The sequence below is a fragment of the Luteimonas viscosa genome, from assembly GCF_008244685.1.
Taxonomy (GTDB): domain Bacteria; phylum Pseudomonadota; class Gammaproteobacteria; order Xanthomonadales; family Xanthomonadaceae; genus Luteimonas; species Luteimonas viscosa.
In genome coordinates this window covers 1,583,400-1,601,946 of the sequence record NZ_VTFT01000001.1, presented here as the reverse complement: position 1 = coordinate 1,601,946, position 18,547 = coordinate 1,583,400, and the positions used below count along the sequence as shown (strand labels likewise).

Genomic DNA, 18,547 nt, shown 5'->3' with positions numbered 1-18,547 from the left:
GGTTGCGGCGCACGGGCCGCTTACCTGCACATTCGGAATCGGTCGGTAAAAGTGCCAACGGTGCGGCCGCAGCCGCCCCGGGGCGGGCTCAGTCGTCCGCGAGTGCGGCCGACAGCATCCGCCGTTCCAGTGGCGGCAGGGCGGCCTGCTCCTGCAGCACCGCCTGCGCGCGCCGCCGCAATGGCGCGCAGTCGGCCGATGGCGCGGGCCGGCAATGCAACGTCAGGGCCCACGCCAGCGATTCCAGCGCCATTCCGCTCCGGGCACCCTGCGAAGCCACCACGCCCTCCATTCCTTCCAGCACATCGAGCCGGGCCTGGCGGGTCTCGCCCTGGGCGGCGCGCACCAACGCCCGATTGGCCCGGATGTAGTGCGGTGCGAAGTCGTCCTCGCTGCCGTGTCGCCGATACAACTCGATCGCCCGGTCGAAGCCGGCGCGCGCCTGGTCCAGCTGGCCGAGCGCGAACCGGGTTCTCGCCAGGTTGGACAGGCGTGCGGCGTACCGCCGCGAATCGGTCCCGAGCGTGCGCGCCATCCGTTCGGTCGCCGCCCGCTGCCAGGGCAAGGCGGCCCTCGCGTCTCCGCCGTCGCGCAGGGCATTGCCGACATTGCCTTCGGCGATCGCCACTGCCGCATGCTCGGCGCCATGGATCTCCAGCATCAGGGCATGACTGCGACGGTAGTCCTCCAGGGCCCCGGACCAGTCGCCGTACCGGTACCGGGCGTTGCCCAGCGCAGTCACGGCATTCGCGTACTGGCTGGACGAAGCGCCATGGATCGAGGCGGCCTGCTCCATCGCCTGCTTCGCTGCGTCCACGGCCTGGTCGAACAGGCCCAGCCGGTCGAGTGCGTCGGCCAGGGTGGTCAACGCCTGTATCGAATCGACCGTCGGCCGGCCGAAGACGCGCGCGTGCGAATCGAGCATGTCGCGCAGCAGGTCCACCGCCTGCGCGTAGCGGCCCACCTGTGCGTAGGCGGCCGCGAGCGCCCGGACGACAACGAACCACGTCGTCTGCGCGCTCGGGTGGTGGTCGCGCAATCCGCGCTCCGCACGCTCCAGTTGCCCGATCGCTTCGCCCACCCGTCCCTGGTGCCCGTAGATCGTCCCCAGCTGGTAGTGCAGCAGCTGGCATTCCATCGACGTCGCGACCGCTTCGTCGCAATGCGACAGCGCATCCCGCACCTGCGACAGGGCATCGTCGTAATCGCCCCGGTTGCCCAGGTGCACCGCGTAGGAGCGTTTGGCCGACTGCCACTGTTCAAGCGACCCCCGCACTGCGGACAACATCGCGATCGCCTCGCGATAGTAGGCTTCCGCACGTTCCGGATCCTGTTTCCGATCGGTCATCAGTTGTGCGCGTGCCAGCAGGATCTCGACCCGTTGCGGCACGCCGAAACCGCCGTTGCCTTCGGCCAGGTCCATCGCCTGGTCCAACAGCTGTTCGGCTTCGTCGAACCGGCCGATGCGGCGATACAACCTGCCCAGCTGCACCTGGACCGCCGCCAGTTCGACCGGCTGTCCCGAGAGTTCCGTTCTGGCACGCCGGGCCGCCTCGCCGATCACGGCCTCACGTCCCATCGCGGCCTCGGCTTCGTTGCTGGGCACCAGCATGTCGAGCAGCGTGCGCAGGAACGCCAGTTGCCGCATCGACGAGTTGGCCGCGGCCCTGGCCTGTCCGGCCTGATGCAGCGCCTCCTGTCGTTGCCACAGCGCCAGCGCGGCACCGACGGCCAGGGCCAGGACCATGCCCGTTCCCAGCGCCACCGGAAGCCGGTGGCGAGCGACGAACCGGCGCATGCGATACGCGCGTCCGCCCTGGCGCGCCGCCACGGGCTCGCCCGCCTTCCATGCGCGCAGGTCGGTCGCAAGCTCGCTCGCGCCGGGATAGCGCCGGGCCGGATCGCGCGCCAGCGATTTGTGCAGGATCTCGCCCAGGTCGCCGGAGAGCGCCTTGCGCAACGCGCGATCGCCCTCGCGGCGGGCGAGCGTCGCCGGGTGGACGCATTCGGCATCCGGCGCGTGCGCCGGGAACTGCGGCGCGCCGCCCAGCAGCAACAGGTGCAGCAGGCTGCCGAGGCCGTACACATCGGTGGCGGTGGTGATCGCGCCGCCCGCGATCTGCTCGGGGGCGGCGTAGCGTGGGGTGAAGGCATAGGTGCCGGTGCCGGTGACGTCGGCGGCGCCGGCTTCGAGCATGCGCGAGATGCCGAAGTCGAGCAGGATCGCGCGGCCCTCGGCATCCACCATCACGTTCGACGGCTTGATGTCGCGGTGGATCACCAGGTGCCGGTGCGCGTGCGCGACCGCGTCGCAGACCTGCAGCAGCAACTCGACGCGTTGCGCGACGCCGGGACCCTGCTCCCGGCACCAGGTGGCGATGTCGATGCCCTCGACCAGCGCCATCGCGAACCACGGGGTGCCGTCGGCGGCGACGCCGGCCTCGTGCAGCGGCGCGATGCCCGGGTGGCGCAGGCGCACGAGGATCTCGATCTCGCGACCGAAGCGCGCACGGCCCGCGGCGGTGGCCGCGGCCATCGACAGCAGCTTCAGCGCCGCTTCCTGTCCGGCCGGTGGCGTCAGCGAACGCGCACGGTAGACCACCGACATGCCGCCGTGCCCGAGCAGGCCGGTCAGCAGCCAGCGACCGATGCGCCGGCCGACGAGGTCGGTGGGACCGGTATCCCCGGCGGGGACGTTGGCCAACGGCATGTCCAGCACGCTGGGCTGTCTGTCGGCCGCCAGCATCCTCGCCGCCAGCTCGCGGATGTCCGGCGTGGCGGCTCCCGCGCGCAACGCCGCCTCCCGCTCGCCGGGTGGCAGGTCGAGCAGCCGTTCGACCAGCGCCAGCGCCGCCTGCCAGTCGCCGGCACGGGAGGCGCCGTCGCTCACGTGCGCCGTGCCTTCATCCCGCGCAGGGCGTCGCCGCCGCCCAGCACCAGTGCTTCTCGATCAATCCGCGATCGGAGGTCTTGCACTCCAGCAGGCGGGTGTGGCGCGCCGAGTTCCCCCAGCGGGCGAAGGCGGGGCCGTACTTGCGCCTGACGTTGCGCTCCCAGGCGTCCCGTGCTTCGCGTTCGGCGCGGTTGCGGATCTTGCGCTCCCGGCCGCTGGCCTTGACCAGGTCCAGGGTGCAGCCGGCTTCGGTCGTCGGCGGACGCTCGGGCGCCGGCCGGGTGCGCAGGATGCCCTGTGCATCGGCAGCGGCGGGGGCGCCCGCGAGGATCAGCAGCAGGCAGGGGGTGAACAGGATTCGCATGGCGGGGTTCTCGCGGCTGGGGTGGAATCGGCCGCGCACGCACGGCTTCCTCCGCAGCATTCGCGCTAACCGGTCCGTGCGTGCCACTGCGCCGGGTCACGGCGAGTCCATCAGCGTCTGCAGTGCCGCGCGCGTGGCCGCCCATTCGCGCTTGAGGGTGCGCTCCGAGCGTCCCAGCAACGGCACGATATCCTCGTAGCCCAGGCCGGCGAAGAAACGCAATTCCACCAGTTCGCGGCGCGCGGGGTCGATCCGCTCCAGCGCATCCAGCGCGGCATCCAGCGCCAGCAGGTCGTCCGGCTTCATGCCGTCCGGCAGGTTCTCGTCGAGCTCGATCCGCACCAGCCCGGCGCCGTGGCGCTGCGCCTGCGCGCGGCGCGCGTGGTCGACGACGATCCAGCGCATCGCCTGCGCGGCGGTGGCGAAGAAGTGCTTGCGGCTTTCCAGCGGCAGCACGGCATCGCCGCCGCACAGGCGCAGGTAGGTTTCGTTGACCAGCACGGTCGGCGTCAGCGTGCCCTGGCCGCCGTGCAGCAGGCTGCGCGCGACCTTGTGCAGCTCGTCGTAGAGCAGGGCGTAGGCGCGCGCGGTACCCGCCGCGTCGCCCTGGCGGGCGCGCTGCAACAGCAGGGTGATGTCTTCGTCGCCTTCTCCCACGTCCTGGCTCCCGCCGGCAGCGCGCAGAATCGTCCGGCCGCATCCTACCGCCTGTGCGCCGCGTATGGCATCGGGCATGCTGCGCGCATGACCGGGGCGATTCTCCTCCATGCACCTTGTTTTGCGCGTCGGCCGCGCGCCGCGGACGCTGGCGACGGCCCGGCATGGTGGCCGGCGTGAGCGATCGGCCGCCCTGCTGGTGGCTGTACCTGCTCGAATGCGGCGACGGCAGCTGGTACGCCGGGATCAGCAACGATCTCGAGGCGCGCCTGCGGGCGCATGCATCGGGCAAGGGCGCGCGCTACACGCGCGGGCGCCTGCCGCTGCGCCTGATCGCGAGTCGCGCCTATCCCGACCGCGCCGCCGCCTCGCGCGCCGAGTGGCAGCTCAAGCGGTTGCCGAAGCCGCGCAAGCTGGCGTTCTTCGGGGAAGCGACCGCCGGCGTCGCGACGGAGTGAAGCGTCGAAACCGGGCGCGCCGTGCTCAGCGGGCGGCCGGACTCGTGCCAGGCGCCGCGGTCTGCTTGTCGCGCGAGAACCGCGCGCGCAGCCGCGCCAGCACCAGGAACGCTGCGGGCGTGGTGTAGAGCGTCAGCCATTGGCTCACCAGCAGGCCGCCGACGATCGCCAGCCCGAGCGGCCGCCGCATCTCCCACCCTTCGCCGGTCGACAGCACCAGCGGCAGCATGCCCAGCAGGGCCGCCAGGCTGGTCATCAGGATCGGGCGGAAGCGCAGCTTCGCCGCTTCCAGGATCGCGGCATCGGCCGACAGGCCCTGTTCGCGCTGCGCGGCCAGGGCGAAGTCGACCATCAGGATGGTGTTCTTCATCACCACGCCGACCAGCAGGAACAGGCCGAGCAGCGAGATCAGGTCGAGCGTGTTGTCGAACAGCAGCAGCGCCAGCAATGCGCCGATTCCGGCAGAGGGCAGGATCGAGAGGATCGCCAGTGGCTGGACGTAGCTTTCGTACAGCACGCCGAGCACCAGGTACACGGCCAGTACCGCGCCCAGGATCAGCCACACCTGGCGGTCCTGCATCTCCTGCAGGCTGCCGGCTTCCTCGCCCAGTTTCGCCTGCACCTCGTTGGGCAGCATGATCCGCGCCATCGCGGCGTCGATCGCGTCGACCGCCCCGTCGAGGGTCACGCCCGGCGCCAGCGCGAAGCTCACCCTGGTCGAGAGGAACTGCTCGCGGTGCTGGATGCGGTCCGGCGCCATGCCGTATTCCCAGCGCGCGAACGCCGACAGCGGGACGCGCCCGCCGTCGCCGCCGATCGCGAACACCTGGTCGAGCGTGTCCGGGGTCTGGGTGTAGCGCGGGTCGAGTTCCATCACCACGCGGTACTGGTTGAGGCTGTCGTACAGGGTCGCGACCTGGCGCTGGCTGAAGGAGTTGTTGAGCACGGTCGCGATCGTGCGCATGTCCACGCCCAGGCGCGCGGCGGCGCTGCGGTCGATGTCCAGCGCCACCTGGCGCATGCCCTCGTCGCCGCCCGAATCCACGTCCACCAGCTGCGGCAGCGCCTCCAGCGCGGCGCGGATGCGCGGCGTCCATTCGCGCAGCGGTTCGATGTCGCCGGCCAGCAGCTGCAGGTCGTAGTTGCCCTCGTCTCCGCCGCCGCCGCCGATGCGGATGTCCTGGTCGACCCACAGCCACAGGTTGCCGCCGGGAACCTTGGGCAGGCCTTCGCGCAGGCGATCGATCACCTCGCGGCTGGACACGCCGCGCTCGGACAGCGGCTTCATCTGGATGATGACGAAACCGTTGTTCACGCCGGTGCCGCCGCCGATGTAGCCGGAGATGTCGGCGATCGCCGGATCGGTCAGCAGGTACTCGCGGTAGGTCTGGATCTTCGGCTGCATCACCTGGAACGACAGGCCGTCGTCGCCGCGCGCGAAGCCGCGCAGCTGGCCGGTGTCCTGCTCGGGCACCACGCCCTTGGGAACCTTGGCGAACAGGAAGGCGTTGAACACGATCGCACCGAGCAGGATCGCCAGCGCAAGGGTGGTGTGCCGCAGCGTGCCGCCGAGCGAGCGCAGGTACAGCCCGCGCAGCCGGTCGGACACGTGGGTACCCATGCGCTGCCACTTCGGCACGTCGGCGGTGCGGCGATGGCGGCCGAGCAGGCGCGCGCACAGCGTGGGCGTGAGGCTCAGCGAGACCAGCAGCGAGACCGTCATCGCCGCCACCAGGGTCAGCGAGAACTCGCGGAACAGGCGCTCGACGAAATCGTCGAGGAACAGGATCGACACGAACACCACGCCCAGCGCCACGTTCATCGACAGCAGGGTGGTGCCGACCTCGCCGGCGCCGCGCATCGAGGCCTGCCACGGCGAGAGGCCCGCGTCGATGTGGCGCGAGATGTTCTCCAGCACCACGATCGCATCGTCCACCACCAGCACCGCGGCCACGATCAGCGCCATCAGCGACATGGTGTTGAGCGAGAAGCCGAGCATCCAGATGATCGCCAGCGCGCCGAACAGCGAGACCGGGATCGCCAGCGTCGGCACCAGCGCCGCGCGCCAGCTGCCGAGGAACGCCAGCACCACCAGCACCACCAGCGCCACCGCCAGCAGCAGGGTGGTCTCGGCCTCGGCCATGGTGGCGCGGATCACCGGCGAGCGGTCCATCACCAGCGCCATGTCGATGTCCGGCGGCAGCAGTGCGCGCAGGCCGTCCATCTGCGCGTGGATGGCATCGACCGTGCGGATGATGTTGGCGCCGGGCTGGCGGCTGACCACCAGCAGCACCGCGTCGCGGTCGTTGTGGAAGCCGGCGGCGTAGCGGTCCTCGGTGCCCTCGTTGACGTCGGCGACATCGCGCAGCCGCACCGGTCGCCCGTTGCGCCAGGCCACCACCAGGTCGCGATACTCGGCCGCGGTGCGCAGCTGCAGTCCGGCCTCGACCTGCCACTGGCGATCGCCGCGCACCACGTGGCCAAGCGGACGCAACGCGTTGGCCTCGCGGATCGCGCCGGCGACCTCGTCCAGCGCGATGCCGTACTGGTTGAGGGCGTTCGGGTTCAGCGATACCCGCACCGCCGGCAGCGAAGCGCCGCCGGCCTCGACCTGGCCCACGCCGGGGATCTGCGCGATCTTCTGCGCGATGACGGTCGAGGCGACGTCGTACACCTGTCCCGGCGTCATCGTCGACGAACTCAGCGCCAGCGCCAGGATCGGCGCCTGCGAGGGGTTGATCTTGCGGTACTGCGGCATGCCGGGCATGCCCGACGGAAGTTGCGCGCGCGCGGCATTGATCGCGGCCTGCACCTCGCGCGCGGCCTCGTCGACGTTGCGGTCGAGCGCGAACTGCAGGTCGATCCGGGCGTTGCCCTGGCTGCTGGTGGAGCTGATCCGGGTGATGCCGGGGATGGTGCCGAGCGCGCGCTCGAGCGGCGTGGCCACGGTCGATGCCATCGATTCGGGACTGGCGCCCGGCAGGCTGGCGCTGACCTGGATCGCGGGGTAATCGATCTGCGGCAGCGGCGCCACCGGCAGCATGCGGTAGGCGAGCATGCCCGCCAGCACCACCGCGATCGCCAGCAGGATGGTCGCGACGGGGCGTTCGATGAACAGCCGCGAGAGGTTGACGCGCTGCGTCTCCATCAGCGTCGGCCTCGCACTTCTGCTTCCCCCGCTTGCGGGGGGCGAGAACGGCCTGCTCGCGCGGCATTGCCGCGCCGGCCGACCGAACGCACGGCGCGCTGCGTCGGGCCGGGCAGGTGCCGCAGGCGGATGGGGGCAAGCCCGACCCGAGGCCAAGCGCCCTCATCCGCCCCTACGGGGCACCTTCTCCCGCAAGCGGGAGAAGGGAGGGAACCGTCGACGCACCTGGAGCGCGATGCATGCATCAGCGCGCAGCCGTTTCGCCATCGGCCGCTGCTGCCTGCGCCCTCGATCGCGTCAGCCGGTCGAAGAACAGGTAGATCACCGGCGTGGTGAACAGGGTCAGCACCTGGCTCACCAGCAGGCCGCCCACCATCACCAGGCCCAGCGGCTGGCGCAGCTCGGCGCCCGAGCCGCTGGCGAGCATCATCGGCACCGCGGCGAACAACGCCGCCAGCGTGGTCATCAGGATGGGGCGGAAGCGCAGCAGCGCGGCGCGGTGGATCGCCTCGCGCGGGGACAGGCCCTGCTCGCGCTCGGCCTCCAGCGCGAAGTCGACCATCATGATGCCGTTCTTCTTCACCAGCCCGATCAGCAGGATGATGCCGATCACGGCGATCAGGTCCAGGCCGCGTCCGCTGAGCAGCAGCGCGGCCAGCGCGCCGACGGTGGCCGAGGGCAGGGTGGACAGGATCGTCACCGGGTGGATGAAGCTCTCGTAGAGCACGCCCAGCACGATGTACATCACCACCACCGCGGCCAGGATCAGCCACAGCGTGCTGGACAACGAGTTGCGGAAGGCCTGGGCCGCGCCCTGCAGCCGCAGCTCGACCGACGCCGGCAGGCCGATCGCCGCGGAGGCCGCCTCGATTTCTTCGACCGCCTCGCCGAGCGAGGCGCCGGGCGCGAGGTTGAACGAGACGGTCGCAGCCGGGAACTGCCCGATGTGGCTGACCAGCAGCGGCGCGTTGCGGGTCGAGACGCGGGCGATGCCCGCCAGCGGCGTCTGCCCGCCGTCGGCGGTGGCCACATAGATGCGTTCGATCGCCTCCGGACCGAGCTGGAACTGCGCGTCGGCTTCCAGCACCACGCGGTACTGGTTGGCCTGGGTGAAGATGGTCGAGATCTGGCGCTGGCCGAAGGCGTCGTAGAGCGCGTCGGCCACGTCCGAAGCCTGGATGCCCAGGCGCGCGGCGGCATCGCGGTCGATGTCGACCCAGGCCTGCAGCCCTTCGTTCTGCAGGTCGCTGGAGACGTCGGCGAACGCGCCGGTGTCGCGCAGGTGTCCGGTCATCCGTGGCGTCCACTGCGCCAGCGCGGCGTGGTCGGGGCTGGTCAGCGCGAACTGGTACTGGCCGCGGCTGACGCGGTCCTCGATCGACAGCTCCTGCACCGGTTGCAGGAACAGGGCGATGCCGGGCACCTGCGCGACGCGCTCCTGCAACCTCTCGATGATCGCGTGCGCGCCGGCGTCGCGGTCGGCATGCGGCTCGAGCTCGATCAGGAAGCGGCCGGTATTGAGCGTGGGGTTGCTGCCGTCGACGCCGATGAACGAGGACAGCGTCGCCACGTCCGGGTCCTCGAGGATCGCCGTCGCCAGCGCCTGCTGCCGCTGCGCCATCGCCTGGAACGAGATCGACGCGGGCGCCTCGCTGATCCCCTGGATCAGGCCCGCATCCTGCGACGGGAAGAACCCCTTCGGCACCGCGAGGTACAGCGCGACCGTGAGCGCCAGCGTGGCCACGGTGACCCCGAGCATCAGCGGCTGCCGCGCCAGGGTCCAGTGCAGGGCGCGGTCGTAGCGCGCGACCACACGATCGAACATGTCGCCCTCGGAGCCGGCGGCCTGGGCATCGCCGCTCGCGTGGTCGGCAATGCCGTGGTCGCGGCCGGCCTTGAGGAACCGGGCGCACAGCATCGGCGTGAGCGTCAGCGAGACCACCAGCGAGATGCCGATCGCGACCGCGAGCGTGATCGCGAATTCGTGGAACAGCCGCCCCACCACGTCGCCCATGAACAGCAGCGGGATCAGCACCGCGATCAGCGAGACCGTCAGCGAGATCAGGGTGAAGCCGATCTGGCGCGCGCCGTCGAACGCGGCCTGCATCCGCGACTTGCCCTCTTCCAGGTGCCGGGCGACGTTCTCCAGCATCACGATCGCATCGTCGACCACGAAGCCGGTGGCGACGGTCAGCGCCATCAGCGTGAGGTTGTTGAGCGAGAACCCGGCCAGCAGCATGAAGCCGAAGGTCGCGACCAGCGACAGCGGTACCGCGAGGCTCGGGATGATGGTGGCCGGAATCGTGCGCAGGAACACGAAGGTCACCAGCACCACCAGCCCGATCGCCAGCAGCAGCTCGTGCTGCACGCCGCGGATCGAGGCGCGGATCGATTCGGTCCGATCGCTGAGCACGGCCACGTCGACCGCGGCCGGCATCGACGCACGCAGCTGCGGCAGCAGTTCGTGGATGCCGTCGACCACCTCGATCACGTTCGCGCCGGGCTGGCGCTGGATGTTGAGCAGGATCGCGGGCATCTCGCCCGACCAGGCCGCGAGCTGCCGGTTCTCGGCGCCCTCGCTGATGGTGGCGACATCGCCCAGCCGCAGCGGCGCACCCTCGCGCCAGCTCACCACCAGTCGCCGGTACTCATCGGCCGAACGCATCTGGTCGTTGGCGTCGAGCATGATCGCGCGGGTCGGGCCGTCGAAGCTGCCCTTGGGCATGTTGACGTTGGCCGCGGCGATCGCCGCGCGGATGTCGGCCATGCCCACGCCCGCCGACGCCAGCGCCGATGGATTGACCTGGATCCGCACCGCGGGACGCTGGCCGCCGGCGATGCTCACCAGGCCCACGCCCGGCAGCTGCGACAGCCGCTGCGCCATGCGCGTGTCGACCAGGTCGTAGACCTCCGGCAGCGCCATCGTCGAGGACGTGATGGCGAGGGTCAGGATCGGGGTGTCGGCCGGATTGACCTTGCGGTACACCGGCGGCATCGGCAGGTCGTCGGGCAGGAAGCTGCCGGCGGCGTTGATCGCGGCCTGTACCTCCTGCTCGGCCACCCCCAGGTCGATCTCGAGCGCGAACTGCAGGGTGATCACAGAGGCGCCGCCGGAACTGGTCGACGACATCTGGTTGAGCCCGGGGATCTGCCCGAGCCGGCGCTCCAGTGGCGCGGTCACCGCGCTGGTGGTGACGGTGGGACTGGCGCCGGGGTAGAGCGTCAGCACCTGGATCGTCGGATAGTCGACCTGCGGCAGCGCCGCGACCGGCAGCAGGCGATAGGCGAACAGGCCCGAGAGCAGCAGCGCCAGCATCAGCAGCGTGGTCGCCACCGGCCGCAGGATGAACGGGCGCGAGAGATTCACGTGGCCGGCCCGTCGTCCTGGGCGGGCGGGGGTGGCGCGGCTTCAACGTCGTCCGTCTGAACGACCTCGACCTCGGCGCCTTCGCGCAGCCGGTCGATGCCCTCGAGCACCACGCGATCGCCCGCCGCGATGCCGTCGAGCACCGCGACCCGGCCGCCGCTGCCGGCACCGAGCACCACCGGCCGCACCGCGGCGGTGTTGTCGTCGTTGACCACGTAGACGTAGGTGCCGTCGCCGCCGAACTGGACCGCGGCATCGGGGATCACCAGCGCTTCGTCGTCGCCCAGCTGCAGGCGCACGTTGACGAACTGGTTGGGGAACAGGCCGTCGTCGTCGTTCGCGAACAGCGCGCGCAGGCGCAGCGTGCCGGTCTCGGTGTCGATCCGGTTGTCGACGCTCGACAGCGTGCCGGTGGCCAGCACGTTGCGCTCCTCGCGGTCCCAGGCTTCCACCGGCAGCGCGGAATCGCCGCGCATCGCCTCGATCACCGAGGCCAGCACGTTCTCCGGCAGCGAGAACAGCACGCTGATCGGCCGCGTCTGCGCGATGCTGGCGATGCCGTCCTCGTCGCCGCTGGCGACCAGGTTGCCGGCATCGACCATGCGCAGGCCGACGCGTCCGCCGACCGGCGCGACGATGCGGGTGTACTGCAGCTGCAGCCGTGCCTCGTCGACCGAGGCCTGGTCGATCTCGCGGCGTCCCTCCAGCTGGCGAACCTGCGCCTGCAGGTTGGCCACGTCCTGCGCCGACACGTACGAGCCTTCGGACAGGTCCCGGTAGCGCTGCAGCTGGATGCGCACGTTCTCGAGTTCGGCCAGGTTCTGCTTCTGCTGGCCCTGCGCCTGCGCCAGCTGGATGCGGAACGGGGCAGGGTCGATCTCGGCCAGCAGGTCGCCGGCGTCCACCTGCTGGCCTTCCTCGAACACCACCCGGCGCAGCTCGCCGTCCACGCGCGGACGCACCGTCACCGACTTCAGCGGCGTCACCGTGCCCAGCGCCTTGAGTTCCACTGCCAGCGCTTCGCGCGTCGCGGTCGCCACCCGCACCGGCGTTGGCGGCCGCTCGCCGTCCGGCCCCCATCCGCGGCCGCTTCGGGTTTCGGCCTCGTCGCCGCGGTTGCCGACGCCCTGCCACAGCAGCACGCCCGCGAAGAGCGCGGCCACGACGATCAGGGCGGGTTTGACGAGGCCTGTGCGGTTCATCCGGGCATCCATGGTGCAAGCGAAGCGGCCGGCCGCGGCGCGGTCGGGCGAAGGGGGCGCTTCGGCGGGGTGGGCGGGGGCTGGCCGGCGGCGGCACGGCATCTGGCAGCCGTATGGTACAGGCAGCGTCCGGAGCGCCCCATGACGAAAGTCATGCGCTGCGGACAGGCGCCGCACACCGCGCAATCGCACCACGGCCGGGCGTGCCCGGTTTGCGACCGCCATGTGGCCGGGGATGCGGTTGCCTTGCGCGTGACCGACGGGTTCGCGCGCATTGCCCCATCGGGCGCATGCGCGATGCGCCGGTGGCAGCGCCGCACTGCCTGCGGGCCGCGCGGCGACGTTCTATAGTGCGCCGCCGTCCTGCCGGATACTTCCCCGCGCGATGTCGTCGCTTCTTCCTTCCCGCCGCGCCAGCATCGTCCTCGCCGCCGGCGGCACCGGCGGCCACCTGTTCCCGGCCGAGGCGCTGGCGCGCGAACTGCTCGCGCGTGGGTTCGATGTCGCGATCCACACCGAGCGCCGCGGCGCGCAGTACGCACAGGCGCTCGCGGGCATCGAACACGTGGTGCTGCCGGCGAGTTCGCTCGAAGGCGGCGTCGTGGCCAAGGCCAGGGCGGCGCTGACGATCCTGCACGGCCTGCTGGCGTCGCGGCGCGACCTGAAGCGGCGGGGCGTCGCGCTGGTGGTCGGTTTCGGCGGCTACCCCAGCTTCGCGCCCGCGCTGGCGGCGAAGAGCCTCGGACTGCCGCTGTTGCTGCACGAACAGGCGACGCGGCTGAGCAAGGCCAACGCGCAGCTGCTGCGCTTCGCCAACGGGCTGGCGACCTCCTTCCCGGTGGTCGCCGGAGCAGAGGGCATCGACGCCGCGAAGATCGTCGAGACCGGCAATCCGGTGCGGCGCGCGATCCTCGAGGCGCGCGGCGACTACCCGGCGTTCGACGCGCACGGCCCGCTGCGGCTGCTGGTGGTGGGCGGCAGCCAGAGCGCGGCGGTGTTCGGCCGGGTGGTGCCGCCCGCGCTGGCGCTGCTGCCCGAGCCGCTGCGCCATCGCCTGCACCTGTCGCTGCAGTACCGCGGCGAGGATGCCGATGCGCTGGTGGCGCAGTTGCGCGATGCCTGCATCGACGCCGTCGTGCGTCCCTTCTTCGACGACATGGGCGAACGCCTGCGCGAGGCGCACCTGGTGGTGACCCGCGCCGGCGCGACCACCGCGGCGGACCTGCTGACCATCGGTCGCCCCGCGATCTTCGTGCCGCTGCCGCACGGCGGCGCGCGCGAGGAGCAGCGCCGCAACGCGCAGACCCTCGCGCAGGCGGGCGTGGGCTGGCACCTCCCCGAGGCCGAGCTCACCCCGGAATCGCTGGCGCGCGTACTACGAGAGGCGTTCGACTCGCCGACGCGGCTGCCCGAGGCCGCGCGCGCCGCGGCGGCGCTGGGGCGTCCCGATGCCGCGGCGCGCCTGGCCGATGCGGTGGAGCGGCTGCTGCCGGCGCCGTAGCCGCGGCTGCGGGCGCGCTCCTGCACCCCGGGAAACGATGCGGCGGGCCATCGCGCCTGGAGGCGCTCCTACAATGCCGGGACGCGGCATGGCCACGCACGGGAAGCCCTGACAGATGCGCGAGGAGCACGATGTCCTGATCATCGGCGGCGGCCACAACGGCCTGGTCTGCGCCGCCTACCTGGCCGGCGCCGGGTTGAAGGTGACCGTGCTCGAGCGTCGCGGCGTGGTCGGGGGGGCGGCGGTGACCGAGGAGTTCCATCCCGGCTTCCGCAATTCCACCGCGAGCTACACCGTCAGCCTGCTCAACCCGAAGGTGATCGCCGACCTGCGCCTGGCCGAGCACGGCCTGCGCGTGGTCGAGCGGCCGTACGCGAACTTCCTGCCGCTGCCGGACGGGCGCGCATTCCGGCTCGGCGGCGCGCACACGGCAGAGTCGCTGCAGGCCTGGTCGCCACGCGATGGCGAACGGCTGGTCGCCTACAACGCGATGCTCGACCGCGTGGTGGTGGTGCTGCGCGAACTGATGCAGCGCACGCCGCCCAACCTCGGCGAACGGCTGTCGCTGGCCGACTGGCTGGCCTCGTGGGACACGGCGAAGCGCCTCAGGCAGCTCGACCTGCGCGGCCGCCGCGACCTGCTCGACCTGTTCACCAAATCCGCCGGCGAACTGCTCGACCACTGGTTCGAATCCGAACCGCTCAAGGCCGCGCTCGGCTGGGATTCGGTGGTCGGCAATTTCGCCAGTCCCTACACGCCCGGCAGCGCCTACGTGCTGCTGCACCACGTGTTCGGCGAGGTCAACGGCAAGACCGGCGTCTGGGGTCACGCGATCGGAGGAATGGGCGCGATCACCCAGGCGATCGCGAAGGAGTGCATCGCGCGCGGCGTGCGGGTGCACAGCGACGCGGCGGTCGAACGCGTGCTGGTGCGCGGGGGGCGCGCGGTCGGGGTGGTGCTGGCCGACGGTCGCGAGCTGCACGCGAAGACCATCGTCTCCAACCTCAACCCGAAGCTGCTGTACACCAGGCTCGTGGCGCGCGAACACCTGGACGACGATACCGCGCAGCGGATCGCGCGCTATCGCTGCGGTTCGGGCACGTTCCGCATGAACGTGGCGCTGTCGGAACTGCCGGACTTCAGCGCCGCGCCCGGCACGCAGCTGCAGCCGCACCACCAGAGCGGCATCCTGATCGGCCCGTCGCTGCAGTACTTCGAGAACGCCTACTTCGATGCCAAGTCGAAGGCGCACAACCCCGGCTGGGCACGCGCGCCGATCGTGGAGCTGGTGATCTCCTCGACGCTGGACGACACCCTGGCGCCGCCCGGGCAGCACGTGGCCAGCCTGTTCTGCCAGCACGTGAGCCCGGAGTTGGCCGACAGCGGCGAGCCCGACGGTGGCTGGGACGCGCACCGCGACGCCGTGGCGAGGCTGATGATCGACACCGTCGACGCGCATGCGCCGAACTTCGCGCGCAGCGTGCTCGGCTACCGCGCGCTCTCGCCGCTGGACCTGGAACGCGAGTTCGGACTGGTGGGCGGCGACATCTTCCACGGCGCGCTCGGCCCCGACCAGATGTTCAGTGCGCGGCCGTTGCTGGGGCAGGGCGACTACCGGGGTGCGCTGCCGGGGTTGTACCTGTGCGGCTCCGGCACGCATCCGGGTGGCGGGGTCACCGGCCTGCCCGGACGCAACGCGGCGCGCGAAATCCTGCGCGACCTGCGGCGCGGCCCGCGCCCCGCCTGAGTCGCTCGCGCCGCGCGCTCCCCGAAGCGCGTTGATGCGTCGAGGCGCATGAAATCGTTTGCAGCCCGGCCGCCTGCAACATCGGGCGCCGGTGGCTTAATAAACCGACCGGTATCGTTTTGCGCTGCAGCGTGCAACGGGGGTAACGAATCGTTCACGATGGCTCCGCACCCGACGTGGGGGAGGGAGCAAAGCCCGCTGGCAGGCAACTGCAAGCGGGCTTTTTTATTGCGCCGCCCGGACCCGAAGCGCCCGGAGGGAACGCGTCGTTGCGCGACGGAGTGGCGCACGTCCGGTCGCCGTCGAGGGCCTGTCCGTGCCGCGCGTCGACCGGTTCCCGCCCCCGTGGCCGCAATCCGATCCGCATCCCTCGCACGGACGCGATGCCACAATCCCTGCATGGATGCCACACGCGACGAAACCGACGCGATCGCCGACCGCGCGCTCGCCCGCTTCCCCGGACCCGCGCAGGAAGGGGAACTGCGCGAGCGCCTCAGGCGCGTGGCGATCGCCAGCGATTTCGCCATCGACACCCTGGTGCGCCAGCCGGAGTTGCTGGCGCGGCTCGCAACGGACGTCGGCGCCGGGCCGCTGCCGCCACCGGTCCTCGATGCCGGCCGGCGCGACGACTGGCCGCGCCAGCTGCGTCTCTACCGGGCTGCCGAATCCACCCGGCTGGTGTGGCGCGACGTGCTCGGCCTGGATGACGTCGACGCCACCCTGGCCGGCACCACCCGACTGGCCGAACGGTGCCTGGAGATCGCGCTGGAGGCGCTGGAGCAGGATTTCGCACGGCGTCACGGGCTGGTTCGCGACGGCGAGGGCAACGCGGTGCGGCTGGTGGTGTTCGGCATGGGCAAGCTCGGCGGCGGCGAACTCAACTTCAGCTCCGACATCGACCTGGTGTACGCCTACGAACACGGCGGCGAAAGTCGGCCGGAAGCGGGTCCTGGCGCGCGATCGCTGGTCGCGGAGGACTACTTCGCGCGCCTGGGACAGCAGCTGGCCGGGCTGCTCGACGAACCGACCGTCGACGGCTTCTGCCATCGCGTCGACCTGCGGTTGCGCCCGTTCGGCAACGCCGGCCGGGTCGCGCTGAGCTTCGCCGCGCTGGAGTTGTACTTCCAGCGCGAGGGCCGCGACTGGGAACGCTACGCCTGGCAGAAGGCACGCCCGGTCGCCGGCGACGTCGAGGCGGGCCGGCGCTTCCTGGAAACGCTGCGCCCCTTCGTGTACCGGCGTTACCTGGATTTCGGCGCGCTCGACGGCCTGCGCGGGATGAAGGCGATGATCGCCGCGGAAGTGGCGCGGAAGGAGCTGGCCGACGACATCAAGCGCGGCCCGGGCGGGATCCGCGAGATCGAGTTCCTGGCCCAGGCGCTGCAGCTGATCCGCGGTGGGCGCGAACCCGCGCTGCGCGAGCCGCGCCTGCTGCATGCGCTGGCGGCGTTGCGCGACGCGGAGCAGGTCGGCGCCGACACCGCGCAGGCGCTGGCCGAGGATTACCGCTTCCTGCGCCGGCTGGAGAACCGGCTGCAGATGCTGCGCGACGCGCAGACGCATGCGCTGCCGGAGTCCCCGGTCGATCGCGAGCGGGTCGCGCGCGGCCTCGGCCACGGCGACTGGAATGCACTGGTGCAGGTTCTCGCCGGCCACCGCGAGCGCGTGTCGCGGGAATTCGACGCATTGCTCTCGCAGCGCGAGCAGCAGCCGGCCGTCGCCGTCGACGTCGCGGACTACTGGCGCGCGCTGCCCGGCGGTGGCGCCGCCGCGGCGCTGGCCCAGGCCGGATACGCGGACGCGGCCAACGTCGATGCCGTGTTGCGCGACTTCGCCCGGTCGCCCGCGGTGCGCGAGCTGCCCGACGCCACCCGCGCGCGGCTGGACCGGGTGATGCCTGTGCTGCTGCAGGCGACCGCCCCGGCCACCTTCCCGTTGCAGGCGATCCGTCGGCTGCTGGCGCTGCTGCAGAACATCCTGCGCCGCGCGAGTTACCTGGCCCTGCTCGACGAGCAGCCGCCTGCCCTGGCCCGCCTGGTCGACGTGGTCACGCGCAGCGCACTGCTGGCCGAGCGCCTGGCCGCACATCCGTTGCTGCTCGACGAGCTGCTCGACGCGCGCGCGGACGGACCGCTGCCGCAGCGCGAGCTGTTCGCCGAAGCCTGTCGCCCGGCGTGCGGGCTGGAGACCGAGGCGGCGCTGTTCTCGCTCAACGAGATCCGCCAGCAGCTCAGCTTCCGGATCGCGCTGGCCACGCTCGACCGCCGCCAGCCGGCGCAGGACAGCACCCGCCAGCTGGCGTGGCTGGCGGACGCCGTGGTCGGCACGGTGCTGGTGCTGGCGCGGCGCGAGCTCGAGTCCGCGCACGGCACGATCCCGTCGTCCGGGTTCGCGGTGCTCGGTTACGGCAGCCTGGGCGGCGAGGAGCTGGGGTTCGGCTCCGACCTCGACCTCGTGTTCGTGTACGACGCGCCGCCGGACGCGCAGTCCGACGGCGCGCGCCCGCTCGACCCGCCGCGCTGGTTCGCGCGTCTGGCGCAGAAGATCGTCGCATTGCTGGGCGCGGTCACCGGTGGCGGGCGCCTGTACGACATCGACGTGCGCCTGCGGCCCGACGGCGGCCAGGGCCTGCTGGTGTCCACGATCGCCAGCTACGACGAGTACCAGCGCGAGCGCGCCTGGACCTGGGAACACCAGGCGCTGGTGCGCGCCCGCTTCATCGCCGGCGACGAGACGCTGCGCGCCGCCTTCGAGCGGATCCGCGCCGGCACCCTCGGACGCGCCCGCGATGCCGGCAAGCTGCGCGAGGACGTGGTGTCGATGCGGGCGCGCATGCGTGGCGAACTCGATCGCAGCCGCGACGGACTGTTCGACCTGAAGCAGGGCGAAGGCGGCCTGGTCGACCTCGAGTTCCTGCTGCAGTACCTGGTGCTGCGCGAGGCGGCCACCCACCCGGCGTTGCTGTCGCCGCGCGCGACTCCGCCACTGATCGACGCTCTCGCGCAGGCAGGCGTGCTGGATGCGCCGTTGGCGCGAGACCTGCATGCGGCGCATGCGCTGCTGGTGACCGCGGGGCTGGAGTGCACGCTCGACCGGCGGCCGCGACTGGTGGCGCAGGACCCGGCGCTGGCGGAAACGCGTGCGCAGGTTTCCGGCGCATGGCGGAGCCACGGCCTGCGCGACTGAGCGAACGCCAACGCGCCAAGCTTG

The 18,547-nt window shown here is 71.7% G+C and carries 10 protein-coding genes; 4 read left to right on the top strand and 6 right to left on the bottom strand.

Annotated features, from left to right (window positions below; all coding sequences use genetic code 11):
- Positions 1-88: 88 nt before the first annotated feature.
- The 3 genes from FZO89_RS07135 to FZO89_RS07125 all read right to left on the bottom strand — a co-directional run bounded on the left by FZO89_RS07135 (position 89) and on the right by FZO89_RS07125 (position 3,914).
- Positions 89-2,890, bottom strand: coding sequence for a serine/threonine-protein kinase (locus tag FZO89_RS07135; RefSeq protein ID WP_149102596.1), 2,802 nt, complete (start codon positions 2,888-2,890; stop codon positions 89-91).
- A 13-nt stretch (positions 2,891-2,903) separates the two neighbouring features.
- Positions 2,904-3,257: a hypothetical protein gene (locus tag FZO89_RS07130; protein WP_149102595.1), complete on the bottom strand. Its 354-nt coding sequence runs from the start codon at positions 3,255-3,257 to the stop codon at positions 2,904-2,906.
- Positions 3,258-3,353: 96 nt separating this feature from the next.
- A complete protein-coding gene (locus FZO89_RS07125) occupies positions 3,354-3,914 on the bottom strand; it encodes an ECF-type sigma factor (protein WP_262378560.1) in 561 nt (186 codons plus the stop codon).
- Positions 3,915-4,090: 176 nt separating this feature from the next.
- Here FZO89_RS07125 and FZO89_RS07120 point away from each other — a divergent pair, with 176 nt between their 5' ends.
- The gene (locus FZO89_RS07120; protein WP_149102593.1) at positions 4,091-4,372 is read left to right on the top strand and encodes a GIY-YIG nuclease family protein; all 282 of its coding nucleotides are present in this window, start codon (positions 4,091-4,093) and stop codon (positions 4,370-4,372) included.
- A gap of 25 nt (positions 4,373-4,397) precedes the next feature.
- Here the strand turns inward: FZO89_RS07120 and FZO89_RS07115 are convergent, their stop codons facing one another.
- The 3 genes from FZO89_RS07115 to FZO89_RS07105 form a co-directional block, all read right to left on the bottom strand.
- The gene (locus tag FZO89_RS07115; RefSeq protein WP_149102592.1) at positions 4,398-7,520 is read right to left on the bottom strand and encodes an efflux RND transporter permease subunit; all 3,123 of its coding nucleotides are present in this window, start codon (positions 7,518-7,520) and stop codon (positions 4,398-4,400) included.
- 244 nt (positions 7,521-7,764) lie between these two features.
- Positions 7,765-10,887, bottom strand: coding sequence for a multidrug efflux RND transporter permease subunit (locus FZO89_RS07110; protein ID WP_149102591.1), 3,123 nt, complete (start codon positions 10,885-10,887; stop codon positions 7,765-7,767).
- Entirely contained in the window at positions 10,884-12,089 is a 1,206-nt protein-coding gene (locus tag FZO89_RS07105) for an MdtA/MuxA family multidrug efflux RND transporter periplasmic adaptor subunit (protein WP_149102590.1), read from the bottom strand. The genes FZO89_RS07110 and FZO89_RS07105 overlap by 4 nt, the downstream gene beginning before the upstream one ends.
- Before the next feature lie 385 nt (positions 12,090-12,474).
- Between FZO89_RS07105 and FZO89_RS07100 the strand changes: the two genes are divergently transcribed.
- From FZO89_RS07100 to glnE, 3 genes are all read left to right on the top strand, one after another.
- On the top strand, positions 12,475-13,590 hold the full coding sequence (locus FZO89_RS07100) for a UDP-N-acetylglucosamine--N-acetylmuramyl-(pentapeptide) pyrophosphoryl-undecaprenol N-acetylglucosamine transferase (RefSeq protein WP_149102589.1): 1,116 nt from the start codon (positions 12,475-12,477) through the stop codon (positions 13,588-13,590).
- A 115-nt stretch (positions 13,591-13,705) separates the two neighbouring features.
- Positions 13,706-15,337: a phytoene desaturase family protein gene (locus tag FZO89_RS07095; protein WP_149102588.1), complete on the top strand. Its 1,632-nt coding sequence runs from the start codon at positions 13,706-13,708 to the stop codon at positions 15,335-15,337.
- Positions 15,338-15,736: 399 nt separating this feature from the next.
- Complete coding sequence (glnE, locus tag FZO89_RS07090) at positions 15,737-18,523, top strand: bifunctional [glutamate--ammonia ligase]-adenylyl-L-tyrosine phosphorylase/[glutamate--ammonia-ligase] adenylyltransferase (protein ID WP_149102587.1); 2,787 nt, start codon at positions 15,737-15,739, stop codon at positions 18,521-18,523.
- Positions 18,524-18,547: the final 24 nt, after the last annotated feature.